The organism is Streptomyces sp. NPDC046308 (assembly GCF_055588065.1).
The window spans coordinates 144,489-169,550 of the sequence record NZ_JBVJFB010000001.1; the positions used below are offsets into that span (position 1 = coordinate 144,489).

General features: G+C 73.0%; 26 protein-coding genes and 1 tRNA gene. 14 read left to right on the forward strand and 13 right to left on the reverse strand.

All coding sequences use genetic code 11. The features are described from left to right. Positions 1-2: 2 nt before the first annotated feature. The 3 genes from ACZ6JT_RS00650 to ACZ6JT_RS00660 form a co-directional block, all read right to left on the reverse strand. Positions 3-2,174: a bifunctional serine/threonine-protein kinase/ABC transporter substrate-binding protein gene (locus ACZ6JT_RS00650; protein WP_469205735.1), complete on the reverse strand. Its 2,172-nt coding sequence runs from the start codon at positions 2,172-2,174 to the stop codon at positions 3-5. Further along, a complete protein-coding gene (locus tag ACZ6JT_RS00655) occupies positions 2,174-3,043 on the reverse strand; it encodes a hypothetical protein (protein ID WP_469205737.1) in 870 nt (289 codons plus the stop codon). Before ACZ6JT_RS00655 ends, ACZ6JT_RS00650 begins: the two co-directional genes overlap by 1 nt. Positions 3,044-3,134: 91 nt before the next feature. Further along, complete coding sequence (locus ACZ6JT_RS00660; RefSeq protein WP_469205739.1) at positions 3,135-3,539, reverse strand: GNAT family N-acetyltransferase; 405 nt, start codon at positions 3,537-3,539, stop codon at positions 3,135-3,137. A gap of 223 nt (positions 3,540-3,762) precedes the next feature. Between ACZ6JT_RS00660 and ACZ6JT_RS00665 the strand changes: the two genes are divergently transcribed. Then, positions 3,763-4,419 (forward strand): LamG domain-containing protein, encoded by a 657-nt coding sequence (locus tag ACZ6JT_RS00665; RefSeq protein WP_469208118.1) that lies wholly within the window; start codon positions 3,763-3,765, stop codon positions 4,417-4,419. Here ACZ6JT_RS00665 and ACZ6JT_RS00670 read toward each other — a convergent pair. Both ACZ6JT_RS00670 and ACZ6JT_RS00675 read right to left on the reverse strand, forming a co-directional pair. Then, positions 4,416-5,117, reverse strand: coding sequence for a ribonuclease H family protein (locus ACZ6JT_RS00670; protein WP_469205741.1), 702 nt, complete (start codon positions 5,115-5,117; stop codon positions 4,416-4,418). The genes ACZ6JT_RS00665 and ACZ6JT_RS00670 overlap by 4 nt on opposite strands. A gap of 42 nt (positions 5,118-5,159) precedes the next feature. Next, positions 5,160-5,552 carry a MerR family transcriptional regulator gene (locus tag ACZ6JT_RS00675; RefSeq protein ID WP_469205743.1) on the reverse strand — a complete coding sequence of 131 codons (393 nt, stop codon included), beginning with the start codon at positions 5,550-5,552 and terminating at the stop codon, positions 5,160-5,162. A 51-nt stretch (positions 5,553-5,603) separates the two neighbouring features. Between ACZ6JT_RS00675 and ACZ6JT_RS00680 the strand changes: the two genes are divergently transcribed. Beyond that, the gene (locus ACZ6JT_RS00680; RefSeq protein WP_469205744.1) at positions 5,604-6,884 is read left to right on the forward strand and encodes an MFS transporter; all 1,281 of its coding nucleotides are present in this window, start codon (positions 5,604-5,606) and stop codon (positions 6,882-6,884) included. Between the two features lie 242 nt (positions 6,885-7,126). Here ACZ6JT_RS00680 and ACZ6JT_RS00685 read toward each other — a convergent pair whose 3' ends face one another. Then, positions 7,127-7,330, reverse strand: a complete 204-nt coding sequence (locus ACZ6JT_RS00685; protein ID WP_030384970.1) for a cold-shock protein — start codon at positions 7,328-7,330, stop codon at positions 7,127-7,129. Positions 7,331-7,619: 289 nt separating this feature from the next. Here ACZ6JT_RS00685 and ACZ6JT_RS00690 point away from each other — a divergent pair. From ACZ6JT_RS00690 to ACZ6JT_RS00725, 8 genes are all read left to right on the forward strand, one after another. Then, a tRNA-Met gene (locus ACZ6JT_RS00690) sits at positions 7,620-7,693 on the forward strand. A 230-nt stretch (positions 7,694-7,923) separates the two neighbouring features. After that, positions 7,924-8,421: a SigE family RNA polymerase sigma factor gene (locus ACZ6JT_RS00695; protein WP_469205745.1), complete on the forward strand. Its 498-nt coding sequence runs from the start codon at positions 7,924-7,926 to the stop codon at positions 8,419-8,421. Then, on the forward strand, positions 8,414-8,839 hold the full coding sequence (locus ACZ6JT_RS00700) for a hypothetical protein (protein ID WP_469205746.1): 426 nt from the start codon (positions 8,414-8,416) through the stop codon (positions 8,837-8,839). Before ACZ6JT_RS00695 ends, ACZ6JT_RS00700 begins: the two co-directional genes overlap by 8 nt. A gap of 98 nt (positions 8,840-8,937) precedes the next feature. Next, positions 8,938-10,200, forward strand: coding sequence for a mannosyltransferase family protein (locus ACZ6JT_RS00705; RefSeq protein WP_469205749.1), 1,263 nt, complete (start codon positions 8,938-8,940; stop codon positions 10,198-10,200). A gap of 78 nt (positions 10,201-10,278) precedes the next feature. Then, positions 10,279-10,533 carry an antitoxin MazE7 gene (locus ACZ6JT_RS00710; RefSeq protein ID WP_469205751.1) on the forward strand — a complete coding sequence of 85 codons (255 nt, stop codon included), beginning with the start codon at positions 10,279-10,281 and terminating at the stop codon, positions 10,531-10,533. A gap of 395 nt (positions 10,534-10,928) precedes the next feature. Further along, the gene (locus tag ACZ6JT_RS00715) at positions 10,929-11,213 is read left to right on the forward strand and encodes a DUF6400 family protein (protein WP_469205753.1); all 285 of its coding nucleotides are present in this window, start codon (positions 10,929-10,931) and stop codon (positions 11,211-11,213) included. Continuing rightward, positions 11,200-11,460: a hypothetical protein gene (locus ACZ6JT_RS00720; RefSeq protein ID WP_351288038.1), complete on the forward strand. Its 261-nt coding sequence runs from the start codon at positions 11,200-11,202 to the stop codon at positions 11,458-11,460. Before ACZ6JT_RS00715 ends, ACZ6JT_RS00720 begins: the two co-directional genes overlap by 14 nt. 111 nt (positions 11,461-11,571) lie before the next feature. Then, positions 11,572-12,402: a class I SAM-dependent methyltransferase gene (locus ACZ6JT_RS00725; RefSeq protein WP_469205756.1), complete on the forward strand. Its 831-nt coding sequence runs from the start codon at positions 11,572-11,574 to the stop codon at positions 12,400-12,402. A 36-nt stretch (positions 12,403-12,438) separates the two neighbouring features. On the opposite strand, the gene ACZ6JT_RS00730 is transcribed toward ACZ6JT_RS00725, so the two are convergent. Beyond that, positions 12,439-13,398, reverse strand: coding sequence for a LysR family transcriptional regulator (locus ACZ6JT_RS00730; protein WP_469205758.1), 960 nt, complete (start codon positions 13,396-13,398; stop codon positions 12,439-12,441). 178 nt (positions 13,399-13,576) lie between these two features. Here ACZ6JT_RS00730 and ACZ6JT_RS00735 point away from each other — a divergent pair, with 178 nt between their 5' ends. After that, positions 13,577-17,050, forward strand: a complete 3,474-nt coding sequence (locus ACZ6JT_RS00735; protein WP_469208120.1) for a M28 family peptidase — start codon at positions 13,577-13,579, stop codon at positions 17,048-17,050. A gap of 78 nt (positions 17,051-17,128) precedes the next feature. Here ACZ6JT_RS00735 and ACZ6JT_RS00740 read toward each other — a convergent pair whose 3' ends face one another. Both ACZ6JT_RS00740 and ACZ6JT_RS00745 read right to left on the reverse strand, forming a co-directional pair. Beyond that, positions 17,129-18,238 (reverse strand): serine hydrolase domain-containing protein, encoded by a 1,110-nt coding sequence (locus tag ACZ6JT_RS00740; protein WP_469205760.1) that lies wholly within the window; start codon positions 18,236-18,238, stop codon positions 17,129-17,131. A 193-nt stretch (positions 18,239-18,431) separates the two neighbouring features. Continuing rightward, positions 18,432-18,716 (reverse strand): hypothetical protein, encoded by a 285-nt coding sequence (locus ACZ6JT_RS00745; protein ID WP_469205762.1) that lies wholly within the window; start codon positions 18,714-18,716, stop codon positions 18,432-18,434. A 99-nt stretch (positions 18,717-18,815) separates the two neighbouring features. Here ACZ6JT_RS00745 and ACZ6JT_RS00750 point away from each other — a divergent pair, with 99 nt between their 5' ends. Together ACZ6JT_RS00750 and ACZ6JT_RS00755 are read left to right on the forward strand one after the other, a co-directional pair. Then, the gene (locus ACZ6JT_RS00750; protein WP_365481507.1) at positions 18,816-19,208 is read left to right on the forward strand and encodes a response regulator; all 393 of its coding nucleotides are present in this window, start codon (positions 18,816-18,818) and stop codon (positions 19,206-19,208) included. A 304-nt stretch (positions 19,209-19,512) separates the two neighbouring features. After that, entirely contained in the window at positions 19,513-20,163 is a 651-nt protein-coding gene (locus ACZ6JT_RS00755; protein WP_469205764.1) for a DUF4360 domain-containing protein, read from the forward strand. A gap of 223 nt (positions 20,164-20,386) precedes the next feature. Here the strand turns inward: ACZ6JT_RS00755 and ACZ6JT_RS00760 are convergent, their stop codons facing one another. Both ACZ6JT_RS00760 and ACZ6JT_RS00765 read right to left on the reverse strand, forming a co-directional pair. After that, on the reverse strand, positions 20,387-20,797 hold the full coding sequence (locus tag ACZ6JT_RS00760) for a rodlin (RefSeq protein ID WP_469205766.1): 411 nt from the start codon (positions 20,795-20,797) through the stop codon (positions 20,387-20,389). Positions 20,798-20,876: 79 nt separating this feature from the next. After that, positions 20,877-21,638 carry a class I SAM-dependent methyltransferase gene (locus ACZ6JT_RS00765; RefSeq protein WP_469205768.1) on the reverse strand — a complete coding sequence of 254 codons (762 nt, stop codon included), beginning with the start codon at positions 21,636-21,638 and terminating at the stop codon, positions 20,877-20,879. A gap of 63 nt (positions 21,639-21,701) precedes the next feature. Here ACZ6JT_RS00765 and ACZ6JT_RS00770 point away from each other — a divergent pair, with 63 nt between their 5' ends. Beyond that, the gene (locus ACZ6JT_RS00770) at positions 21,702-23,225 is read left to right on the forward strand and encodes an AMP-binding protein (RefSeq protein ID WP_469205770.1); all 1,524 of its coding nucleotides are present in this window, start codon (positions 21,702-21,704) and stop codon (positions 23,223-23,225) included. A 45-nt stretch (positions 23,226-23,270) separates the two neighbouring features. Here ACZ6JT_RS00770 and ACZ6JT_RS00775 read toward each other — a convergent pair whose 3' ends face one another. Beyond that, on the reverse strand, positions 23,271-23,681 hold the full coding sequence (locus ACZ6JT_RS00775) for a RidA family protein (protein ID WP_388480000.1): 411 nt from the start codon (positions 23,679-23,681) through the stop codon (positions 23,271-23,273). A gap of 205 nt (positions 23,682-23,886) precedes the next feature. After that, on the reverse strand, positions 23,887-25,041 hold the full coding sequence (locus ACZ6JT_RS00780) for a serine hydrolase domain-containing protein (protein WP_469205773.1): 1,155 nt from the start codon (positions 25,039-25,041) through the stop codon (positions 23,887-23,889). Positions 25,042-25,062 lie beyond the last annotated feature (21 nt).

A 25,062-nucleotide genomic window follows, 5' to 3' on the forward strand; every position in this document is an offset into this window, starting at 1 on the left:
GGCTATCCCGCCGGGGACGCGGTGGGTGCGGGCTCGCTGGCCGGGCCCACGTAGCGGATGGCGCCGCCCTCCACCCTGTGCTGGAAGTAGATGTTGCCCTTGACCTGCCGGCGGTCGTCGAAGGTGTACTCCTTGGTCAGGCCGCGGAAGGTGCCCTGGGCGAGCGCGGTCAGCAGGTCGGCGCGGTTCGGTCGGCTGCCGCCCGCCGCGGCGGTGACCAGCCGGTCGATGACCAGACGGGTCGCGTCGAAGGCCTCCGCGGTCCAGATGGCGGGGGCCGATCCGTAGGCCGCCCGGTGCGCGCGGGCCACCTCCGCGACCTCGGGGGCCTCGGGGCCGGTGTACGGCGTGAAGAACTGCCAGCCCTCGCCGGCCGGGCCCGCTGCGGCGAGGAACTCCGGCCCGGCGATGGTGTAGTCGGCGGCCCTGGGTCCCTTGAAGCCGGCGGCCGCCAGCAGGCCGGCCGCCTTGGCCCCGCCCGCCGGGGTGCCCGTGTAGAAGAAGCCGTCGACGCCGTGTGCGAGCAGGTCGGCGACGACCGGGGCGAGGTCCTGGGTGCCGCGCGGCACGACGCGCACGCGGAAGGTGGCGTCGGGCGCGAAGTAGGCGATGGTGCGGCCCATCAGCTGGGCCGCCTGCCAGGCGTCGGTGTCCCCGTCGCGGTCGCTGAGGATGCCCATCCGCCGGACGCCCTGTTGTCCGGCGAGCTGGAGGTTGACCGCGGCGGCCTGGGCCGAGGAGAGCGGGCAGCTCTGGAAGAAGGAGCGCCGGTCAGTGACGCTGAAGGTGCTCGCCAGGGCGGACACGGTGACCAGCGGTACGGAGTTCTCTCCGTAGAGTTCGAGGCACGGGATCACGGACGCGTTGCCGGTGGGCCCGATGACCGCGAACAGGTCGCGGTCGGCCATGAGTTCACCGGCCGCCGCGGCCGAGCGCTCGGCCCGCCCGGCGTCGTCCGCGGTGGCGACGACGAGGGTGAAGGGCTTGTCCTCGCGGGAGTTGAAGGCGTCGACGGCCAGCCGCACCCCGCGTTCCTGGGCTTGACCGGCGGCCTTCTGGGGGCCGGAGAGGTCGGCGTGCACACCGATCACCCACCGCCGGGGAGCGGGCGCGGCCGCGTTCCGGTCCTTGCCGTCGTCGCGCAGCGCAAGCCAGGCGGCCAGGCCGCCGCCCGCCGCGAGGACGGCGCCGCCGGAGGCGAGGGCGAGGAACCGTCTGCGGGAGGGTGCGGCCGTGCCGGGCGCCGGGGCGGCGTCCGGGTCGGCGACGGTCTCCTCGATGCCGGGCAGGGCGAGCAGCGCGGCGGCGCGCTCGGCGATGGTGGCGACGACCGGGTCGGGCAGCCAGTCGGTGCCCTCCCCCGGTGTGTCCTCGGTCAGCGCCCGGTCCAGCTCGTTCGCGGTGGGGCGGATGTCGGGGTGCTTGGCGAGGCAGGTCCGCAACAGGGCGTTGAGTTCGGGGTCGGCGAGGACCTCCGGGCCGAACTCGGGCTCGTCGTGGACGGTCCGGTAGAGCACCGCGTCCACGGTCCCCGTGCCGAAGGGCAGGCGTCCGGTGGCGGCGTACGCGAGGAGGCAGCCGAGTGAGAAGACGTCGCCGGCGGGTTCGGCGGGCCGGCCCTCGGCCTGCTCGGGCGGGAGGAAGCCGGGGGTGCCGAGGACGGCGTCGGCGGAGGTCAGGGCGGTGTGCTCGCCGCCGCGCGCGATCCCGAAGTCGATCAGCCGGGGCCGGTCCATGCCGAGCAGCACGTTGCCGGGTTTGACGTCGCGGTGTACGAGGCCCTGCGCGTGCATCACCCCGAGGGCCTTGGCCAGGGCCTTGCCGAGGATCCGTACGGCGCGCAGCGGGAGCGGGCCGTGGGCGGTGACGGCCTCGGCCAGGGAGGGGCCGGCGACGAAGGCGGTGGCCAGCCACGGCTCGGGCGCGTCCGGGTCGGCTCCGGTGATCCGGACGGCCCACGGGCTGTCCACCTCCGCGGCGATCTCGGCCTCGCGGCGGAAACGGGCCCGGAAGTCCGCCTCGTCGGCGTACTCGGCGCGGATCACCTTGACCGCAGCGAGCGCGCCGTCGTCGGTGCGCCCGAGGTAGACCACGCCCATGCCGCCCGCGCCGAGCCGGCCGAGGAGGCGGTACCCGGCGATCCGGGAGGGGTCCGGCGGGAGGAGCGGCTCCATCAGCCCGCCTCCTTTCCGAGCTCCTGCTTGGCCTGCAGCAACATCCGGCTGGTGGCCTGGGCGGCGAGCCCGTTCATGGCCTCCTCGGTGAAGCCGGCGGCGCCCTTGGCGGCGATGGCCACGGTGACCGGGCCGAACTGGGCCTGGGACCAGGTGTAGCGGTAGGGCCCGCCGTCCTGCGCGCTGACGTACTCGCCGCTCTCGCTGAAGGCGTCCTCGGTCCACCCGTTCGCCTGCTCGCCGAGGTAGAAGGAGCCGCCCCACAGGTTCTTGAGCTCCTCGCCCTCCCGCAGCTTCTGGCCGGGGCAGCGCAGCACCTCCTCCATGGCGCGGGCGGTCTCCCAGCCGGATTCCTCGCGGTTGTGGTGGATGGTGACCGTGGCGTTGAGGCGTAGGCGGCCGCGGCCGTCCTTGGCCGGGATGTGGAAGTAGCGGGTGCTCGTGGCGAGTACGTCGTCCGGCAGGGCGGCGGTCTGCCAGACGCAGTCCTCGTCGAGGACGGGCCAGCGGCGGGGATCGCTCTCGAAGGGGGTGCTGCGCACGACCTCGGGGCCGAAGGCCGCCTCGGTGATGACGATCCGGCCGAGCAGGGCGCGGGCCTCGGCGGCCGTCTTCGGCTGCTTGGACTCGTCCAGCGGGGGCACGAGGGGGTTGGCCGTGCCGCTGGGCGAGGCGGCCGGCGTGCCCGCGGCGGAGCCGCCCGGGGCCGGGCCGCCCGTGGCGGGCGACGCGGCCGGGGTGCGGGCCGCGGCGTCGGTGGTCGCCGCACCGCCCTTCGGCGTGCCGTCGGCCGTACACCCGACGAGTAGGAACAAGCCCGCTGCCGCGCACCCGTAGGCGCGCAGCGCGGAGCGCCGTCTGCGTGTCACTGGTCCCCCCACGGCAGGGATCGTACCCCGCCACGAGGGCGCGCAACTGGCCTATGGCGAAGCGAGGTTGGGGGCGCTCCTCGCGGTCGGCTCAGCGGGTGCCGAGGGTCCAGGCGGATTCGTGGCGGGTGAAACCGATGTGCGGGTAGTAGTCGACCGCCGCCGGGGCGGAGAGCAGGACCACCTTCGCCTCGGGCGCCGCCTCCTGCGTGGCGCGGATGAGGTCGCGACCCACGCCCTTGCCCTGGTGGGCGACGTCGACGGCCAGGTCGCTGAGGTACGTCGAGTACGCGCCGTCGGTGATGGAGCGGGCGATGCCGATGAGGGCGCCGTCGTCCGCGCGGGCGACGACGACGAGGTTGGCGCCGGCGAGCATCCGGGCGAACCGCTCCACGTCGTCGACGGGGCGGCGTTCGGCGAGGGTGGAGGCGCGGTAGAGGCCGATGACCTCCGCCACGTCCAGGTCGGCGCCGATGACACGTTCACAGGTCCACATACCGCTGCCACTCCCGCACGTAATAGGCACTATTCGCTGTCGATTATTACATGAGGGGGACGCGTGGAACACAAACCGGTGGACCGGTATGTGAGGCCCCGCAGCCGGGCAGCATGCAGGGGCGTCCGTCCACGGAAGGAGCCCTGTGCCCACTCATGTTCTCGCCTGGTTCCGACGGTTCCTGCAACGTTTCACCGGCACCACCGCTCGTGGTGCCGGCCCGGTGAGCGGCGGGGTCCCGCTCTTCACCGCGGACTTCGGGTCGGAGACCCAGTGGGTCGCCGGCCGCTCCTGGGCATATCCGGACGGCGGTCCCACCAACCCCGGTGACAACAAGCTCGACCACCTCGTGGAGGACCCGTCCTACAGCCGCACCGGCACCTTTCGGGCCACCCGCCGCCCGGACGGCAACTGGAACGCGGGCCTGCTGACCACCGAGGGCAGCGACGAGGGGTTCATGGTGCGGACCGGGGACGTGCTGGAGTCCCGGGTGCGGCTGCCCGTCGAGGCGGGGGCCTGGCCGGCGATCTGGACCTGGCGGGACGGCGGCAACGAGGTCGACGTCTTCGAGTACCACCCGGACAACCCCGACCTGCTGGAGCTCTCCAACCACGTCAGGGGCGGCTCCCGCTACCACCGGGACCTCTCGGTCTCCCCCGGCGGCTGGGTGGACCTGAAGGTCGAGTTCGGGTCGCGCTCGGTCGTGTGGTGGGTCAACGGCACGCGGGTGTACGCCGACCGGCGCGGGGTGGGGCGCAACTGGCGGGCGTACCTCATCGTCAACCTCTCCGTCTGCGCCGGGCGCTACCACCCGGCGCCCGACGCGGACGTGTCAGAGATGTCGTACGAGGTCGCCCACCTGCGCGTGCACCGACCCTAGGCCTGGGCCGGGGCGGAGGCGGCGCAGGCCTCGTGGCCCCAGCGGCTCCCGTTCTTGGCGATCATGTCACCGACGGCGTAGGGCTTCCCGCAGGGGCAGCTGCCGGGGAACTTCGCCTTGATGGGCCGCGGCGCACGGCCGGGCGCGGCGGCCTCGGCCGTGCGCTTCCGTGCCGTGCCCGTCTTCTGGCGCGAGGGCGCGGCCGGGGCCGGTACCGGCAGCTCGGCGTGCCCGAGGGCGGTGCCGGCGGCCTCCTGGGTGCGGGCGGCGTCGCTGGCGGCCTGGTCGGCGATCGCGTTCAGCAGGTCGCCGTCCTCGCGGTGCGCCGGGACGTAGACGAAGGTCACGTCACGATCGGCGAGCAGCAGGTCGATCTGCTCGACGAGCCCGCGGTTGGCGACCGGCTGGCCGGAGGAGGTCTTCCACCCGTTGCGCTTCCAGCCCGGGAGCCACTGCGTCACGGCCTTCATCGCGTACTGGGAGTCCATCCGCACCTCGACGGCCGTCCCGGGGGCGACCGCCTCGAGCAGTCGCTGGAGGGCGGTCAGCTCGCCGATGTTGTTGGTGGCCCGGCCGAGCGGCCCGGCCTCCCAACGCTCGGGGCGTCCCTGGGAGTCGGCGATGACCCAGCCCCAGCCGGCCGGCCCGGGATTACCTTTCGCCGCTCCGTCACATGCGGCAATGATGCGTTCAGACATCCCCCGATCATGCCTCATCCGCCGAGGTGGCGAGCGGTCGGCTCAGGAGCCGGGACCTGCCTCCGCGAGCAGTTGGCACTTGTCGAAGTTCATGCAGCCGCAGGCGAGGCAGTCGGCGACCGCGTCGCGCAGGAGCTGGGTCTGCCGGATGAACCGGTCCAGTTCGGGGAGCTTGCTCTCGGCGAGCGCGCGCCACTGCCGGGTGGCGCCGCGGTCGGTGTCGGCGTCCAGCAGGGCGCGGATCTCGGCCAGGGTGAAGCCGGCCCGCTGGGCCATCTTGATCAGCGCGATCCGCCGTACGGTGCCGGCCGGATAGACGCGCCGGCCCGCGGCCCGTTCGGCGGTCGGCAGCAGGCCGACGCTCTCGTAGTAGCGCAGGCCCGACGGTCTCATCCCGACCTGCCGGGCGAGCTCCCCGATACCGAGCTTTCGCACCTGCCCATCCCCCCTTGACCTCAAGTGCGCTTGAACCAGGAGTCTGACCGGGTGACAGCACCACAGACAACTCGCCTGCTGCCGCCGACCTACCGGCCGCTTTTCGCCCACGCCGGGTTCCGGCGGCTCCTGCCCGCTCTGGCGGCTTCCGACCTCGGTGACGGGATGAGCGTGGTGGCGGTGGCCTGGCTGGCCATCGAGATCGCACCCCCTGGCGGGTCCGGGATGCTCCTGGGGGCCGCGCTCGCCGCCTACGCCCTCCCCGGCGCGGCCGGCGCGCTGCTGTTCGGGCGGTGGCTGCGACGCCTCCCCGCGGCACGGCTGCTGGCGGCCGACAGCCGCATCCGTGCGGTGCTCCTCGGCTGCGTGCCGCTGGCCTGGGCCCTGGACGTGCTGCACCCCGTGCTGTACGTGGCCCTGCTCGCGGGCTCGTCCGTCCTGCACGCCTGGGGCAACGCGGGGAAGTACTCGCTGGTGGCCGGACTGTTGCCGGCGGAGCAGCGGCTGGCCGCCAACGCGCTGGTCAGTTCCAGCACCTCGGCCGCGATCGTCATCGGCCCCGCGCTGGCCGGCTTCCTCGCGGCGGTGGTCAGCCCGGCCTGGCTCATCGGGCTCGACGCGCTGTCCTTCGCCGTGCTCGCCGTCCAGGTCGGGCGGGTGCGCGGTCCGTCCGGGGAGGCCTCGCGGGCCGGTCAGACCGACGGGGCGACCGCGCCCGTCGACGCCGATCTGTCGGCCGCGGGCCTTCACTTGGTGCGCAAGCAGCCCGAACTCCTCGGGGTCCTCGCCCTGACCTGGTTCTTCAACTTCCTGTACGGACCGGCGGAGGTCGCGCTGCCCCTGCACGTCACCGACGACCTGCACGCGGGGGCGGGTCTCCTCGGGCTGTACTGGGCGCTGTTCGGGGCGGGCGCCGTGCTGGGCGGCCTGGCCGCGGGGGCGCTGCGCAGGTTCCCGCTGTGGCCGGTCACCCTGACCATCGTCGCCGGCTGGGGGCTGGCCCTGGTGCCCTTCGGCCTCGGGGCGCCCGCGGCGGTCACGCTCGCCTGCTTCACGCTCGGCGGGTTGATCTACGGACCGTTCACGGCGCTGTCCTACACGCTGTTCCAGGACCGCACGCCGGCCGCCTGGCTGACCACGGTCCTGGCGGCCCGCAGCGCCGCCCTCCTCACCGCCGGGCCGGTGGGCACCGCGCTCGGCGGGCCCCTCATCGCGCTCATGGGGCCCCGGGGGGTGCTGGCGGCGTCGGGGATCGCGACCGTCGTACTCGCCCTCGTCGCCGCCGTGATGCGGGCACGGACCGGTCAGCGGGCAGCGTCCCGGCTCGTCTGAGCCGCTCGCGCCGCCTCAGGGCTCGCCCGGCGGGGTGACGGCGGATCTCGGCGTACAGCCGGGCGGCGGCCCGCGCGGTCGTGGCGCCGCAGGCGGACCGGTCGGCGAGCCTGTGCATCGTGCACGAGGGCCGTGCGGCAGTCGCCGCACGGCCCTGGTGTCACATGTCGGACGTTGCGGCGCTTCGGTGGTCACCTTGGTGACGACGTCCGCGACGAAACGGTTCTCCGAGTGTCCGGAGACTAGGCGGGGGTGATGTTCTCCGCCTGCGGGCCCTTCTGGCCCTGCGTGATGTCGAACGTCACGGCCTGGCCCTCCTGGAGCTCACGGTAGCCGGACGCGTTGATCGCCGAGTAGTGGGCGAAGACGTCCGGGCCGCCGCCGTCCTGGGCGATGAAGCCGAAGCCCTTCTCGGAGTTGAACCACTTCACGGTTCCCGTAGCCATGTTCATGCCTTCCCGTTGACGTACGTCTTCCACACGGCGTGGAAGACGGAGGTGATCGCCCTGGTCCTACGGCACAACACAGCAAAACTGCCCACACCGAACGGCACGGGCAAGGCACTTGGAACCACGACAGCTACCCGTGAAGGTACACGCCTGCACGCACTGTCACCAGGGGGAATGATCTCGCCTTTGACGGCGGGATCCGGCCGGTGCGCGGACAGTACGGGCCCGCCCGTCCCGAAATGTGGCGAGTGGGACCCCTGGAATGCCGTAAGGTGAGGTCCACCGACGCGGGGTGGAGCAGCTCGGTAGCTCGCTGGGCTCATAACCCAGAGGTCGCAGGTTCAAATCCTGTCCCCGCTACTGCTCACGAGGCCCGGATCCTTATGGATCCGGGCCTCGTGCCGTTTCCCCGTACGTTCCCCCCGGCCAAGGGCGGGCCCAGGGCCGGGCCAGTGGCAGCCGCCGCCGGGAAACCGGGCCGACGGCCATGTGACGGCACTCACACGATGATCTGTCATCCGGTGTCGACCGGATGCGGGGCGGTGGGCGTATGCCCCCTGAGAGGTGCACATGGATTCGGGAGCGATTTTTTGACCGTCGAGGAGTTCGAGGAGTTCTACGCGCAAGCGGCGGGACGGCTCACAGGACAGCTGTACGTGATGCTCGGTGACCACCACGAGGCACAGGACGTGGTGCAGGAGGCCTTCGTCAGGGCCTGGGGGCGCCGACGCCGGCTGGACCGGGACGGCAGGCCGGAGGCCTGGATCCGTACGGTCGCCTGGCGGCTCGCGGTCAGCCGTTGGCGGGGACGCCGGCGGACCGCCGACGCCTGGCACCGGACGACGCCCGCGACCCATGTGGAGGGGCCGGGTCCGGAAGCGGTCGCCCTCGTGGAGGCGCTGCGGCAGCTGCCCCCGAAGCAGCGCCGGACGATGGCGCTGCACTACCTGTGCGACCTGACCGTCGAACAGATCGCCGCCGAGACCTCCCTGTCCACGAGCACGGTCAAGACCCATCTCTCCCGGGGCCGGGCCGCGCTCTCCCGCCATCTGCAGGACCCCCGCGTTGAGGAGGCTCCCGATGCCTGAGTCCCACGACCCGTTGCGCTCCCTGTTCCGGGAGGCCGCCGGCGAGGGAGAGTCCCGCTCCGCGCTCCCGCCCGTCGCCGTCATCGAGCTGCGCGGGGAACGGGTCCGGCGGCGCCGGATCGCCGGCCTCGCCGTCGCCGCCTGCCTCGTGCTCGCCGGATCCGGCGCGGCCCTCGCCGCGTTCCTGCCGGGCAGCCCGGCCCCGGTCCTCCCGGCGGGCACTCCCTCTCCCCTCGCCCCGTCCTCCGGGCCGACCCCCACACCGTCCACCCCGCCGTCCACCACCCCGACGACCCTTCCGTCCTCCACTGCGACCATGAGCGCGACCCCGCCCCGCCACACGACGGCGCCGCCCGGCTCTCCCACCGGGACGACGTTCCCGGGCGCGTCCGCCACTTCCTCGCGGCTGCCCGGGTAACCCGGCCCCCGCCACTCCCCCCATCCCCGCTCGCGGACCCCGGCCCGGAACCACCGGCCGGTGGTTCCGCATGCCCTCACAGGGTCAGGAGATCCCGTATGTCCGTTTCTGCCCCGCACCGGCCGGCCGCCGTCCCCGACTCGCGCACCCCAGGGCCGCGCGTCCCCGACGAGGGCCGCACCGGCGCCGCCGACCGCACCGGCCACGCCCGACGCGCCCGGCGGACGCTGCCCCGGCTCGGCCCGGACGACCGCGAGGTGCTGTGGCTCTACCTGCTGACCCGCGTCGGCATCTGGGCCGTCGCGGGAGCCGTCGGCTGGCTGTTCCCCGCCGACGGCAACGCCCGCCGCCCCGCCTCGCCGCTCGCACCCTGGCAGCAGTGGGACTGGACGCACTTCGTGCACATAGCCAGGGACGGCTACTTCCCCGGCCGGGCCGGACCCTGGACGGCGGGCTGGGACAACCGGGAAGCCTTCTTCCCAGGCTTCCCGCTCGCCCTGCGCGCCGTCCACACGGTCGTCCCCGACTGGGCCGCGGCCGGAGCGCTGATCTCGTTCCTCGCGGGCGGCGTCGCCGTCCTGGCGCTCGCCCGCATCGCCCGCCTCCGGATGCCCGACCAGGACGCGGGCCGGCGTACCGTCCTCTTCCTCCTGCTGTCGCCGTGCGCCGTGTTCCTCGCCGCCGGCTACACGGAGGCGCTCTTCCTCGCCCTGGCCCTGCCCGCCTGGCTGGCGGCGCAGCGGCAGCACTGGCCGACGGCCGCGGTCCTGGCCTGCCTGGCCTGTTCGGTGCGCGTCACGGGGCTGTTCCTCGTGGCCGCGCTCGTCCTCCACTTCGTCCTGACCGCGCGCGGCCGCTCCGCCCGGCGCGCGGCGCCCTGGCTGTTCCTGCCCGCCCTCGCACCGGCGCTGTACTCCTGGTTCCTGCAGACGCGGACCGGGGACTGGATGGCCTGGAAGCACGCCCAGGAACGCGGCTGGTACCGGGACTTCCACGCACCGTGGGAAGCCTGGGGGAACACCTGGGACGCCGCCTTCCACCACACCCAGCCCACCGGGTACGCGCTGATGTGGCAGGCCGAGCTGCTGGCCATGCTGGTCGGCGTCGTCCTGACCGGCGTGCTGGTACGGGGCCGCCGCTGGCCCGAGGCGCTCTACACGGCCCTCACCCTGTGGGCCCTGGGCACCTCCTACTGGTACACCTCGATCCCCCGTTCCACCCTGCTGTGGTGGCCGCTGTGGACCTCCCTGGCCGCCTGGAGCCTGCGCCGCCCCCGGGTGCAGTCCGCCTACCTGTACGTCGTCGGCCCGCTGGGCGCCACGGTCGCCCTCACCTTCCTCACCGGCCGCTGGGCCGGCTGAGGGCGCGTCAACCGCCGGGTCCCCGTGCCCTGCGGCGAACGGCCCCCCGCCCGGTCCGCGGGCGCGCATACTCGGTGCATGGCCGACACCACCACAGTCGAGGTCGACACCGATGTGCACGACCGGCTCGCCGTGCTCGCCGCGGACCGCGGACTGAGCCTGCGGGCGTACCTCGCCGAACTCACCGCCGCCCAGGAGAACGCCGCCGCGCTCGCCCGCGCCGCGCTCGCCTTCGAGCAGGCGCTCGAACGGCCCGGATTCCGCGAGGGGTTCGCCCGCGACTTCGGCGGCCCCGTGGCCCGTCGTCCGTCCGGCCCCCGCGCCCGGCCGTAGCCGCCCCCGGCCGTAGCCGCGGGACCAGGTCGGGCGGCGCCCGCCGGCCCGCCCGTTCGAGCGGGGCGTCCCGCCTCCAGCACGGCGGTACGGTCGGCCGGCACCGGCCGCGGCCTCGAGGTCGTGGGTGACGAACCCCAGGGCCAGGGCCTCGTGCTCGCACAGCCCGGCGAGCAGGTCGAGCACGCCCGGCAGCGGTTCTGGCGCAGCCCGGCCGCCGGGGTCCGGGACGCCCGCACGACGGGCGAGCACGGCGCATCCGGGACGGTCCGCCTTCGAGATGTCGGCACCCTGGGGGCTGCCGTGACTGCGCGTTCCGCCCCGGCTGCGGGCCGTGCTGTGACTCCGCCCACCCTCTCTTGACCGATCAAGGAAGGGTTACCTAAGTTCGAATCATGAGCCCGCAGCCCCCCACTCCCGCCACCGGCCCGGACCCCGCGTCCGCCGAGCCCGAGCTGGTCGGCTTCACCGTCGACCTCACCTCCCAGGAGGTCCTGCGGCGAGCCCAGGTGATGGAAGCCCTCGGCCCCGACTGGGACCCGATCGAGGTGCTGCGCGGCGAGGAGGCGGCGTACGACCTGCTGTACTCGGGACTCGACGCGGAGCAGCAGCGCGTGTACGACGACCTGGTCGCGGCGGGCGTGCTCCCCGACCGAGGACACGGCCGTGCTGCCGCTTGACCCGCAGGCCGACATCGGCCGCCGGGCGTGGGTGGCCTGCCCGAACTGCGACGACACCCGCGGCTGCGAACCGTGCGGGAAGCGCGGCGCCTGCTCCGCGCACTGGCGCTACCTGCTCTCCAACACGGGCAGCCTGCTCCACCTCCAGTGCCCGGGCTGCACCCACGTCTGGGTGCACGAGAGCGGCTTCGGCGCCACCCGCTCCACCCTGTGGAGCCGCCTGACCGGCGGTCTGTCCCACCCCTGACCCGCACCTCGGCCCGCGCCTGGCCCGCCCCGCAGCGGTCGACGGGCCGGGCCTTCGGCGGATGCCTATCCTCGAGGAAGGGGCTGCTCCGAGCCCTGGAGGACGGCTGTCATGACCGAGGCGAGCGAAGCGGCCCAGGCGGACCGCACCCTGAAGGCCCGGCACCGCGCGATGTGGGCGCAGGGCGACTACCCGTCCGTGGTCTCCCACGTCATCCCCGACCTCGGTGCCCGGCTCGTGCGGGAGTGCGGCGTCCGGCAGGGCGACCGGGTGCTCGACGTCGCGGCGGGCTCCGGCAACGCCGCCATACCGGCGGCCCTGGCCGGAGCCGACGTGGTGGCCTCCGACCTCACCCCCGAGCTGCTGGAGATCGGCCGGCACCTGGCCGCCGTACGCGGCGCCCGGCTGGAGTGGCGGGAGGCGGACGCCGAGGCCCTGCCCTTCGCGGACGGGGAGTTCGACATCGTGATGTCGTGCGTCGGCGTGATGTTCGCCCCGCACCACCGGCGGGCCGCCGAGGAGATGCTGCGCGTTTGCCGCACCGGCGGCACGATCGGGCTGGCCAACTGGACCCCGGAGGGCTTCGTGGGCCGGATGTTCGCCGCCATGAAGCCCTTCGCTCCCCCGCCGCCGCCCGGCGCCCAGCCGCCGCCCCTGTGGGGGGACGAGGAACACGTCCACGAGCTGCTGGGCGACGCGGTGACCGACGTCGACGCCCGCCGCGAGACGGTCCGCGTGGACCGCTTCGGGGAGCCTTCGGGCTTCCGGGAGTTCTTCAAGGCCTGCTACGGGCCGACGATCGCCGTCTACCGCGCCGTCGCCGGTGATCCGGAACGGGTCGCGGCCCTGGACGCCGCGCTCGACGCCCTCGCCGCCGAGCACACGGTGGACGGGGTCATGGAGTGGGAGTACCTTCTGCTGACCGCCCACCGCCGGGGCTGACCGTCCCCCTGGCCGGCTCCCGGTGGTCCGCCCCGGTCAGTCGACGGCCGGGTGCACCTCCGGGTGGGCGTCCCACCACTCCTTGTGGAACACGTTGTTGTCCACATTGGCCAGGTAGGCCCGTGCCGCGGCCCGGTAGAGCAGCTCCGCCTGCCCGGCGGAGAGCGCCGACCGGTTCCAGGCCAGCCGGATGCGGCCCGTGATGGGGGTGCCGACGAGCGGGCGCATCACCGTGCCCTCCCCCGGCGGCGCGGTCGGCTGGCAGAGCGAGACCGCGCGGCCCGCGGCGATCAGGTCGTGCTGCATCTTGCGGTCGGTGATCCGGTAGCGCAGTGACGGACTGAATCCGGCCTTCGCGCAGGCGGCAACGAGGGCCTCGGGGCCGCCGTCGTCGTCCTCGACCAGGGTCAGCCACGGCTCGTCGGCGAGGTCCGCCAGGTCGATGCGGTCGAGGCCCGCCAGGGGGTGCCGCGCCGACAGCCGGATGCCGAAGGGCTCCTTCGGGATCAGCGTCCTGGCCAGGGTCCCCTCCGGCAGCGGGACCTCGTGGTCGTTGACTTCCCCGTAGACGATGGCGTCGTAGCGTCCCGCGCCGAGCATCCGGGCCAGCGCGGTGACCGAGTCCTCCAGGTCCACGGCGATCTCCCGGCCGGACATGGCCAGGTCGGTCTGGGCGAGCAGGCCGTCGAGCAGCACGAGCAGGATGCAGCCCAGGCGCAGCGGGCCGCCGGCGGACAGGGCCCGCGCGTCCGCTCCCAGGGCGTCCATCTCGCTGAGCACGCGCCGCGCCCTGGCCAGGACGAACTGACCCAGCGCGGTGGGTTCCACCCCGCCTCGGCCGCGCACGAACAGCTCGCCGCCCGTGACCTGTTCGATGCGCCGCAGCTGCGCGGAGAGGGCCGGCTGGGAAACGCCGAGCCGCCGCGCCGCGCCCCCCAGGCTGCCCGCCTCCGCTATCCGGCAGACGGCTTGCAGATGCCTCAACTCCAGCTGCATCCGGGCAGCGTACGCAGCCGGCCGTCCCGGCACCATAACGCGGGCCTTATGCCGGCCGGGATGTCCCATTCTCGTCATGTCCACGCTCATACTCGGCCGCGAACGAACACTCATCCCCGACCCCCCACGATCGGAGTGGACGTTGCAGCCCAGAAGATGGACGGCGGCCGTGGCAGCGATGGCGCTGACCGCAGGACTCGCCGGCACCCTGGCCGGAACGGCATCGGCGGCGCAGCAGCCGCAGCCCGCACCCTCCCCGAAGGACACACCGGCCGCCCGCGCGGTCGCGTCGGCCGACCAGGCCGTCGACAGCGGTCTCGACTCCCTGGTCAACTCCGCGCAGGAGCAGTACGAACGACGTCTCGTCACTCCCTGGGTGAAGGACCTCTACTCCGTCTCGTACGAGCGCAGCTACCGCGGCCTGCCGGTCGTCGGCGGCGACGCGGTCGTGCTCGCGGACGGCGCCGGCAAGGTGCGCGCCCTCCAGTCCGCCTCCTCCGTACGGATCGACGTGGCGACCCGCGCGTCGGTCTCCGCGAAGGACGCCGAGGCCACCTCACGCTCGAGGCTGGCCTCGGTCGACAAGGTCGACAGCAGCCGGCTCGTCGTCCGCCTCAAGGACGACAAGCCGGTGCTGGCCTGGGAGACCGTGCTCAGCGGCCGTACCAAGACCGCGCCCAGCCGGCTGCACGTCTTCGTGGACGCGCGGAGCGGCGCCTTCGTCGACAGCTACGACGACGTGGTGGCCGGCTCCGGCAACAGCAAGTGGAACGGGCCGGGCCCGGTCTCCATCGACACCACCAACTCGGGTTCCACGTACACGCTGCGCGACCCGGTCCGGACCGGCCTCAGCTGCGCCGACTACAGCAACGGCTCGGTCTTCACCAAGTCGTCCGACTCCTGGGGCACCGGCAACCCCACGAGCAAGGAGACCGGCTGCGTCGACCTGATGTTCGCGGCGCAGAAGCAGTGGGACATGCTCTCCCAGTGGCTCGGCCGCAACGGCGTCAGCGGCAACGGCCGCAGCTTCCCGGGCAAGGTCGGGCTGAACGACCTCAACGCCTACTGGGACGGCAGCTCGGTCACCATCGGGCACAACAGCGCCAACGAGTGGATCGCCGGCGTGGACGTGGTGGCCCACGAGTACGGGCACGCCATCGACTCCAACACCCCCGGCGGCACCAGCGGCCAGGAGGCCGGACTCGGCGAGGGCACCGGCGACATCTTCGGCGCGCTGACCGAGGCGTACATCAACCAGCCGGCCCCCTACGACACTCCCGACTACACCGTCGGCGAGGTCATCAACCTCCAGGGCCGGGGCCCGATCCGCAACATGTACAACCCGCCGGCCGTCAACAACGACCCGGCCTGCTACAGCTCCGCGATACCGGGCACCGAGGTGCACGCGGCCGCCGGACCGCTGAACCACTGGTTCTACCTGCTGGCCGAGGGCAGCAGCCCGGGTGGCGGCAAGCCGAACAGCCCGACCTGCAACCAGTCCACGGTCACCGGAGTGGGCGTCCAGAACGCCGGCAAGATCTTCTACGGCGGCATGCTGCTCAAGACCAGCAGCATGTCCTACAAGAAGTACCGTACGGCGACGCTGAGCTCCGCCAAGTCCCTCGACGCCACCTGCGACCTCTTCAACAAGACCAAGAGCGCCTGGGACGCGATCAGCGTGCCCGCCCAGTCCGCGGACCCGACCTGCACCCCGAGCGGCCAGAACAACGACTTCTCGATGGCGCTGAACCCCTCCTCGGGCACCGTCCAGCAGGGCGGTACGGTCACCACGACCGTCGGCACCACCGTCACCACCGGCACCGCCCAGTCGGTGACGCTGACCGCGAGCGGCCTGCCGGCCGGGGTGAGCGCCTCCTTCAACCCCGCCACCGTGCAGTCCGGCCAGTCCTCCGTCCTGACCCTGACCGCCACCGCCAACGCGGCGCCCGGCGCGTCCACCGTCGTCGTCAAGGGACAGGGCGCCGCCCTCTCGCACACCGTCGACTACGCGCTGAACGTCGGCGGGACCCAGCCCGGCAACGACCCGCCGGACATCAGCGTCGCCAACGTGCAGGCGCACCTCTCGCAGTTCGGCACCATCGCGTCCCAGAACGGCGGCCACCGCCGGGCCGGCAGCGCCGGCTACACCCAGTCCCTCGCCTACGTGAAGGGCAAGCTGCAGGCCGCCGGTTACACCGTCACCGAGCAGAACTGCACCTCCTGCACCTACCCGTCGAACAACCTGATCGCCGACTGGCCGGGCGGCCCCGCCGACCAGACCGTCATGTTCGGCGCCCACCTCGACAGCGTCTCGGCCGGCCCCGGCATCAACGACAACGGCTCGGGCTCCGCGACCCTGCTGGAGAACGCCCTCGTCCTCGCCCAGAAGAACCCCACGATGACCAAGCACGTGCGCTTCGCCTGGTGGACCGACGAGGAGCAGGGCCTCAACGGCTCCGAGTTCTACGTCAACCAACTGAGCAGCGCCCAGCGCGCGGCCATCAAGGGCTACTACAACTTCGACATGGTCGGCTCCACCAACGGCGGCTACTTCATCAACAACGTCAACTCCGCGACCGCGGCCCCGCTCAAGGCGTACTGGACCTCGCTGAACCTGGCACCCGAGGAGAACGTCGAGGGCCAGGGCCGCAGCGACGACTACTCCTTCCAGCAGGGCGGCATCCCCACCTCCGGCTACGCGGCCGGGGCCAGCGCCCGCAAGACCTCGGCGCAGGCGGCGAAGTGGGGCGGCACGGCCAACGCCGCCTACGACTCCTGCTACCACAGCGCCTGCGACACCACGAACAACATCAGCGCCACGGTGCTGGACCGCAGCGCCGACGGCGTCGCCTACGCCGTGTGGAAGCAGGCCGTGGGCGGTGAGACGCCCGCGCAGGACTTCTCCGTCGGCGTCAGCCCGTCCGCGGGCAGCGCGGCCCCCGGCGGCTCCACCACGGCCACGGTGAACACCGCCACCGTGAGCGGCGCCGCCCAGACCATCGCCCTGTCCGTCACCGGCGCGCCGGCCGGCGTGAGCGCCACGCTGAGCCCCGCGTCCGTGCAGTCCGGAAGCTCCTCCACCCTGTCCGTCCAGGTCGGCGCGAGCACCGTGCCCGGCACCTACACCCTGACGGTCACCGGCTCCGGCACCGTCAGCCACACCACCACCTACACGCTCACCGTCACCGGCGGCGGCAGCTGCACGCCGCGCCAGCTCGTGGTCAACGGCGGCTTCGAGAACGGCTCGAGCCCGTGGAGCGCGACCGCGGGCGTCATCACCAACCAGTCCGGACAGGCCCCGCACGGCGGCAGCTACAAGGCGTGGCTGAACGGGTACGGGTCCACCCACACCGACAGCGCCGCGCAGTCGGTGGCCGTCCCCTCGGGCTGCTCCTCGTACCGGCTCTCGTTCTTCCTCCACATCGACACGGACGAGGACGAGAGCGTCGTCTACGACCGGTTCACCGTCTCCGTCGCCGGCCAGACGCTGGCGTCCTTCTCCAACCTGGACGCGAACTCCGGCTACGCCGAGAAGTCCTACGACCTCTCCGCCTTCGCCGGCCAGAACGTCACCCTGAAGTTCAACGGCGTGGAGGACCAGTCCCTCCAGACCTCCTTCGTCGTGGACGATGTCGCCCTCCAGGTGAGCTGACGCCCGCCCGGCCCTCCGATGTCCGGCCCGACCCCCGTACGGCGGGGGCCGGGCCGGACGCCTGCCGGCGGGGCTCCGTCAGGCGGATCCGGTCTTGGCGAACTCGGCTTCGAGCACCTCGGTGAAGAGGCCGATCGGGTCGCTCCAGTCGCCGTTGAGGCTCTGGGAGACCAGGTGCTCGCCGTCGCGGGTGCCGAAGGTGTAGCAGAACGATCCGGTGAAGGCGCCGCCCATGCCCCAGACCGTCGCCCCGGAGGACAGGTCCACCGATGCCACGCCGAGGCCGTAGGAGGTGCCCGGGATCCACTTGCCCTCGGGGGTGGGGAACACGGTGAACATCTCACGCTGCTGGGCGGGCGGCAGCAGCCGGCCGGCCAGCAGCGCGCCGAAGAACCGGTTCAGGTCACCGGCGGTGGAGACCATGCCGCCGGCCGTCCACGCGAAGCTGGCGTCGATCTCGGTCACGTCGTGGACCTCGGCATCGGGCGCGGGCAGGTGGTTTTTGCTGTAGAGACGGGTGTGCGGGCCGCGCAGCTCGTGCTGGCCGCCGCCCGGCAGGTAGGTGCCGGTCAGGCCGAGCGGGCGGACGATGCGGTCGTCGAGCTCGTCGGCGAAGCTCCGGCCGGTGGCCTTCTCGATGACCAGTCCGCACAGGACGTAGCCGGTGTTGCTGTAGGTCCAGCCCTCGCCCGGTGCGAAGTCGGGGGCGTGGGACATCGCGACCTCCACCAGCTGCTCGGGGCGGAACCTGTCGTAGCGGTGCTTCAGGAACGCCGGGCCGTAGTGCCGGGACGTCAGCGCTTCGTCCTGGGCGTAGTTGAAGAGTCCGCTGGTCATGCCGAGCAGCTGGCGCAGGGTGATCCCGCCGCCGTCGTTGCCGTTGCCCCGGACCAGACCCGGCAGCCACTGTTCGACGGTGTCGTCGAGGCCGAGCGCGTGCTCGCCCACCAGCTGGAGGAGGAGGGTGGACGTGAACGTCTTGGTGGTGCTGCCGATGCGGAACTGTTCCTGCGGCAGCCGCGCACGGCCGGACGCCTTGTCCGCCACCCCCGCCGCGGCGAACCAGCCTCCCGCGCGGTCCTGGACCTCGGCGACCATCCCGGGAAGGCCGTTCTCGCTCACGGCCCGGTCCAGGACCTCCTGCACGGCCGCGCGTGAACTCGTCCTCTGGGGAACGGACTTGGTCATCTCGGTCTCCTCGGTGCGGCTCCGGCGTTCTTCCCGAAGGGAAAAACGCTACGCCGCGGGGCCCGCGCGGCGCTGGCCCGCTCCCGGCCAACATCGGGGACGACCCGGGCAGCCGGACGGATTCGCCCTCTTTCTCCCCGCGCCTGCAGCTGCTACGGGAGGTCCGCGGGGCGACCGGGACGGCGGAGCGCGGTCACCGGGAAGGGCCGCTCCCGCGCCGCTCGGGGGCGATCATGGCGGTCAGGCCGAGGTCCAGCTCCGCGCCGTCGACGAGCAGCGCCTCGATCGAGCGGGTTTCCGGGTCGATGTCGGCCTCCATGCCCTCACCGCGGTAGTGGGGGTAGCCGGAGGCGCCGGTCTCCCCGGTGGCCTCGACCGTGGCCGCGCGCAGGGCCCTGTCCGCGGCGGAACCGCCGCGCAGGTTCTCGATGTGTTCCGGCACCAGCAGGATCTTGAAGCTCTGCGGCTCAGTGGTCATGGCTCGAAGCTACCGGATCAGGTGCCCCGGAGCGGGCGCGCACACGCCCCACCTCGTACGCTCTCCAGGACCCACGGACGCGAACGAAGAGGCACCACCATGAGCGGCGATTCCCCGAGCAAGATCCTCCTTGTGGCGAAGGACCGCACCCTCCGGACCCTCCTGGAGCGACTTCTGGTGGGCCGCGGGTTCGCCGTGGTCGACGGCGGGAGCGGGGTCGACACCGTCGCCCTGCTGGGCAGCGCCGGACCGATCGCCCTGGTGATCTGCGAGCGCACCGGCCCGGGGCTGGACGAGGTGGCGCTGTTCGAGGAGATCCGCCGCCATCCCGATCACGGGCGCGTGCCGATCCTCGCGCTGCCGCCCGCGGACCCGGAGTGCACGGTCCGCGCCCTGGAGGCGGGGGTGAGCGACTGCCTCGCGAAGCCGTTCCACCCCACGGAGTTCCTGTCGCGCGTCGAACGCCTCGCCCGTCCGGACAGCGCGGCCTGATTCCGCTCTTCGGCCTCCGGTCCGTCGTCGGGATCCGGCCGGTCCGGGTCGGGGCGTGCGATTGGCCGGACATCGCCCTGGTCCGGGCCGCCCGGGGTTCCTACGATGCGGGCACCCGGTCTTCACCCGTCGGGGATTGTCAGGGACATGCCTAGATTCCCCTTCCTGGGCCTGCCCCGTTCCACCCTGCACACCGGTCTGTGACGACCCGGCCCCGCTCTGGCCGGCCGCACCCCCCACCTTCCGGCGCACGGGCACTCCCGCCTGCGCGCCGCCCGGTACCGAAGCAGTGGATCGGAGAACCATGTCCGGTGGATTCCTCGTGAGCGGCGCGATCGGCGCCCTGCTCACCGCCACCCTCCCCACGCACCCCACCCCCTCGACCATCGTGGACCCGCCGCCCGACCGGATCGTGATCGAGGTCGCGACCGTCAACGGCTCCGGGTGCCCCAAGGACACCGCGGAAGTCGCCGTGTCCCAGGACAACACCGCCTTCACCGTCACCTACAGCCAGTACCTGGCCCAGGTCGGCGGCGGCGCACCGCCCACCGCGGCGCGCAAGAACTGCCAGCTCAGCCTGATCGTTCACGTGCCCCACGGCTTCACCTACGCGATCGCCAGCGCCGACTACCGCGGCTACGCCTCCCTGGCGCCGGGCGCGAAGGCCACCGAGAAGGCCTCGTACTACTTCCAGGGCTCCCCGGACACGGCCGCCCGCACGCACAACTTCAACGGCCCGCGCGAGGACAACTGGCAGGCCACCGACGTGACCGACTGGGCCCAGCTGGTGTGGGCGCCGTGCGGCGTGCAGCGCAACTTCAACATCAACACCGAGCTGCGGGTCAACAGAGGCACCTCCGCCCCCGCGTCCACCAGCTACATGACCATGGACTCCACGGACGGCAGCATCAACACCATCTACCACCTGGCGTGGAGGGAGTGCACCGGCAACTGAGCCCGCCCCTCCCCCGCACGTCCGCCTCACCGCGCACGCCGAAGAGCCTCCTGCCCGGTCGGGCAGGAGGCTCCTCGAGGTGGTTCTCGGTGCCCACGCTGACGGCCGTCGGGCCGGTGCGCGCCGGTTGAGGCGTGGATCCGCGGATCCGGGTGGAACAAGCCGGGGCCCCGTGGGCACTCGCGCAGGCGTCGGAGGCCCCGGCTCGCACAAGGGGACTGCGTCAGCTGCCGGCCGAGACGTTGCCCGACAGGACCGGGATGTTGTCCAGGATGTGCGAGAGCGGCTCGTCGCCCTTGGCCTGGGTGGAGTTCTCGGTGCACTGCTGGTTCTGCGGGTTCGACAGGACCGGGATGTCCTGAACGCCGACGTTGACCAGGGCCAGGACGCTCTGGACGTTCACCTTCGCCGGCAGGCCGATGCAAGGCTTGTTCAGGGTGCCCTGGACCACGCTGAGCTGCGGGCTCAGGTCACCGTGCGTCTTCTGGTTGCCGTAGATCTGCTGGGCACCGTTGCCGTTGACGGTGGTGACCCCCTGGTCGTTGCCGATGGCCATGGCCGGGGCGGCAAGGGCGGCGCCCGCTCCGACGATGGATGCGGTGACGGCGGCGGTGGCCATAATCTTCTTCAGCATCAGTGGTCCTTATGTCGCACGAGTGCGTGATGGGTGAGCGCCTTGATCAACGCCCGGGGCGACGACAGGTTCCTCCCCTTCACCCGATTGGCCCCTGCGCTGCTTCGGGGCCGCGTACGGCCAGGCTCAGCACGGCGACGTAGTGCTCCTCCACCCGGCCGTCCGGGAAGTCACGCATGAGGAGGGCACGTTCGTCGGCGAGGAAGGCGTCCGTGCCGGGCCGGCCGACGAGGAAGAGGGAGTGCGTGGACAGCTTGGCCAGATGGGTGTCGACGGGGACGCGGCGCGACCACGTCAGGCGGCGGACGGTGAAGCGCAGCCCCTCCTGCGAGCGGGCGCGCTCGTTGATGTACCAGCCCGGGCCGAACCGCGCCTCGATGCGCGCCTGCTGATCCGCGATCCAGCCGACCGTGACGTCCGGGTCGTTGTGCCAGACCGCCAGCGCCCCGCCGGGCCGCAGGACGCGCAGCGCCTCGGGGCCGGAGCGGGCCGGGTCGGTCCAGTGCCAGGACTGTGCGTACGTCAGCAGGTCCAGGCGACCGGAGGCGAACGGCAGCCGGTTGCCGTCCGCGCGGACGAGAGGGACTCGGGGGTTGCGGCGGCGGAACTCGGCGGCCATGCCCGCGCCCGGCTCCACCCCGATCACGCGGGCCCCGCGCGCCGCCAGCAGGGCGGTGGCGATTCCCGTACCCGCCCCGACGTCGGCGACCCGGGCTCCGGCCAGCGGAAAGCCGGCCAGTTCCGTCAGCGTGTCGAAGAGCGCGGGCGGGTACGACGGGCGATGGTCTGCGTAGCGCGCGGCCGCGGCGCTGAATGAACGAGCACGGGATTCGGTCGTCATGCCCCTCATGATGCCGAGGGCCGCGGGCGCGGTGGAACAGGGCGCGGAGAGGCGGGTCGGCGCGTGGTGGCCGCACGGTACGTCACGGAACTGGTCGGGGCGCTGGAGCGGAACGCGGGCCGGCCCGCGCTCGGGGCCGGCCCGCACGTCCTGGAGTTCCAGGAGGTCCTGGACGGCGCCTGCCGGCTGGCCGGGGTACTCGCCGAGGAGGGGATCGGGCGCGGTGCGGGGCTGGCGTGCGTGGCGGGCACGAACCGGCCGGAGGTGCTGCTGGTACGCATCGCCGCCCATCTGCTGGGTGCGCGTCTGACCCAGGTGCTCGCCGGACCGGCCCTGTACGGGCTGGACTTCATCCTGCGGGACTGTCGCCCGGACCTCGTGGTGCACGAGGTCGCCGTACCCGGTACGGGGGCGCCGCGGCTCGCCCTGGACGAGCTGCTCCGGCGGGCCGCCGGCCGCGAACCGGCGGCGGTGTCCGTGGCGGCGCGGGAGGACGACGTGGCGCGGGTGACGTACACCGGTGGGACCACGGGCCGACCCAAGGGGGTGGCCTCCACCTTCGGCGCGATGGCCGCACGGAACTCCGTACACGCGGAGGGCTGGGCGGAAACCGTGTACCTGTCGGTCACCTCGCTGGCGCAGCGTTCGGGCGGCCGGTGCCTGGAACAGTTGCGCGCCGGGGGGCGGGTGGAGATCCTCGACCCCTTCGGGACCCGGGAGTTCGCGGCCGCCTGCCTGCGGCTGGCACCGGTGTCCACGTACCTGACGACCTCGATGGTGTACCGGCTGCTGGGCGACCCCGTGACGGCCCGCGGTGTCCCCGGGCTGGAGACGGTCTCGTACGGCGATTCGCCCGTCCACCCCGAACGGCTGCGGGAGGCGGTGACCCGCTGGGGCGGCCGGTGGCAGCAGGGCTACGGCATGAACGAGGCGGCGGTGATCTGCCGCCTCACCCCAGCCGACCACGAGGCGGCGGTGGCCGGGCGGCCCGAGCTGCTGGCGTCGGTCGGACGGCCGGTCGCGGTGGTGGAGGTCGAGGTACGGGACGAGCGGGGCACGGCGGTGGCGGACGGTGGCACGGGCGAGGTGTGGGTGCGGTCGGCGGCGATGATGGCCGGGTACTGGGGCCGGCCCGGCCTGACGGACGAGGTGCTGCGGGACGGGTGGCTGCGCACCGGGGACCTCGGGCACCTCGGCGCGGACGGCTACCTGTACCTAGACGACCGGGTCAAGGACGTGGTGATGGTCGACGGGGACAACGTCTACTGCGTTCCGGTCGAGGCGGCGCTCGCCCGGCATCCGGGCGTGGCCCAGGCCGTGGTGGTGGGTCGGCACAGCGAGCTCACCGGCGAGGAGGTGTGCGCCTTCCTGGTGCCGGCGGCGGGATGTGTGCCCGGCGGGGACGTGGCCCGCGAGGCTTGTGACCTGGTGGAGAAGGAGCTGGCCCCGGCGCACCGGCCGACCGTGGTGTTCTGGGAGCGGACGATCCCGCTGACCGCGCGGGGCAAGCCGGACAAGCGCCGGCTGCGGGAGCGGGCGGCCGCCGCTGCCGCCCATGACGGCGGAGGCGGCAGCGGACGGGCGTAGCCGCCGGGCGGCGCTCGAGACCCGGAGACGAAAGGACGAAAGGGCTCAGTCGGGCAGCGCCGCAGTGAGGTCCACTTCGATGAGCTGCCCCGTGAAGCCGAGTTGGGCAACACCCAACAGCGTGCTGGCGGTGGTGAACGCCGGTCCGAGAGCCGAGTCGGTGAGCCGGCGCCAGGCGACGCCCAGATCGTCCCTGTCGTCGCTCCGCACATAGATCACCGAGCGCACCACATGTTTCGGCTCGGCATCAACCGCGGCCAAGGCGGCGAGCGCGTTCGCGACGACCTGGTCCACTTGCACCTCGAGCGATCCGGAACCGACGAGGGAACCACTGCGATCGAGGGGGCACTGGCCCGCCAGGTAGGCCGTACGGCCGGTCTCCACCACGGTGATGTGGTGATAGCCGGGCGTCTCGTGCAGCTGCTCGGGGTTGATACGAGTGATCTTCGCAGTCATGCCCGCGAGTCTGACCGGCGCACGGCCGGTACGCATCGCAATTAGTTCCGCCGAGCAGCACATGCAGTCGAGCGTGTCCTCGACGGGCACGCAGTAGCGGGCGGGCGCGAGGTTCGGCCACGGCGGCCGTGTTCCTGCGCTTCGTGCCGGGTCGCGATGAGGGCCTGGAGGCCGAGGAGTCCAGGCCTCGTTCGAGACGGTCGGCCTAGTGGCGGGCGGCGGCGTAGGTCCAGAACGCCCGCATCACCTCGGGCGGGGTGGGGCTGGTCAGTTCCCGCTGGGTGAGCAGGATGGTGACCGTTCCGGTGGCCGGGACCACGTGCGCGGCGGTGCCGGTGCCGCCGATCCAGCCGTACCGGCCCGGAACGTTCCACGGGTCGATGCGCGCCACGTCGACCGAGCCGCCGAAGCCCCAGCCCTGGCCCTCCAGGAACAGGGTGGCCTCCTCGCGCTGCCGCGCCGTGAGGTGATCGGTGGTCATCTGCCGTACGGACTCCGGCGAGAGCAGCCGTCCGCCCCCGTACGAGCCCTCCGCGAGCAGCATCCGGCCGAAGGCGAGCAGGTCGTCGGCGGTGGAGACCAGCCCGCCGCCGCCGGACGGGAACGGGGGGAGGCTGCTCCACTGGCCGTCGGGAGCGTCGACCCGTTCCAGGGCTCCGCCGTCGGGCGCGGCGCGGTAGCAGGTGGTGAACCGGTGGCGCTGCTCGGGCGGTACGGCGAAGGCGGTGTCCCGCATGCCGAGCGGCTCGAAGAGCCGCTCGGCCAGGAAGTCCTGGAAGGGCTGTCCGCTCGCACGGGCGACGAGCACCCCAAGGATGTCGGAGCAGGTGTTGTAGAGCCAGGCCCGCCCCGGCTGGTGCAGGAGCGGGATGCCCGCCAGGATCGCCGTCCACTCGTCAGGCGTCGCCACCTGCCCGGGGTGCGGCGGTCCCTGCTTGAGCTCGCTGAACAGCGGGGCGACGGCGGGCAGCGAGAAGTCGGCCGGGAAGCCGTAGCCGGCGCGGAAGGTGAGGAGATCGGCGCCGGTGATGGGGCGGTCGGCGGGAACCACGTCGTCGACGGGTGAGGCCGGCGTACGGACGACCACCGGCGCCGCGAGTTCCGGCAGCCAGCGCGCCACGGGGGCGTCGAGGCCGAGCAGGCCCTCCTCGATCAGCACCATGGTCGCCGCGGCGGTCATCGGCTTGGTGACCGAGGCGATCCTGAAGAGGGAGTCACGCGCCATCGGAGCGGTGCCGGAGGTGTCGAGGGAGCCGACGGCCGCGACCTCCACGTCGTCCCCGTGGGCCGCCAGACCCACGGCACCGGGCAGCGATCCGTCACCGACACGGGTCTCCAACAGACTGCGCAGGTCGCTCATGGTCCACCTTCTCGTACGTGC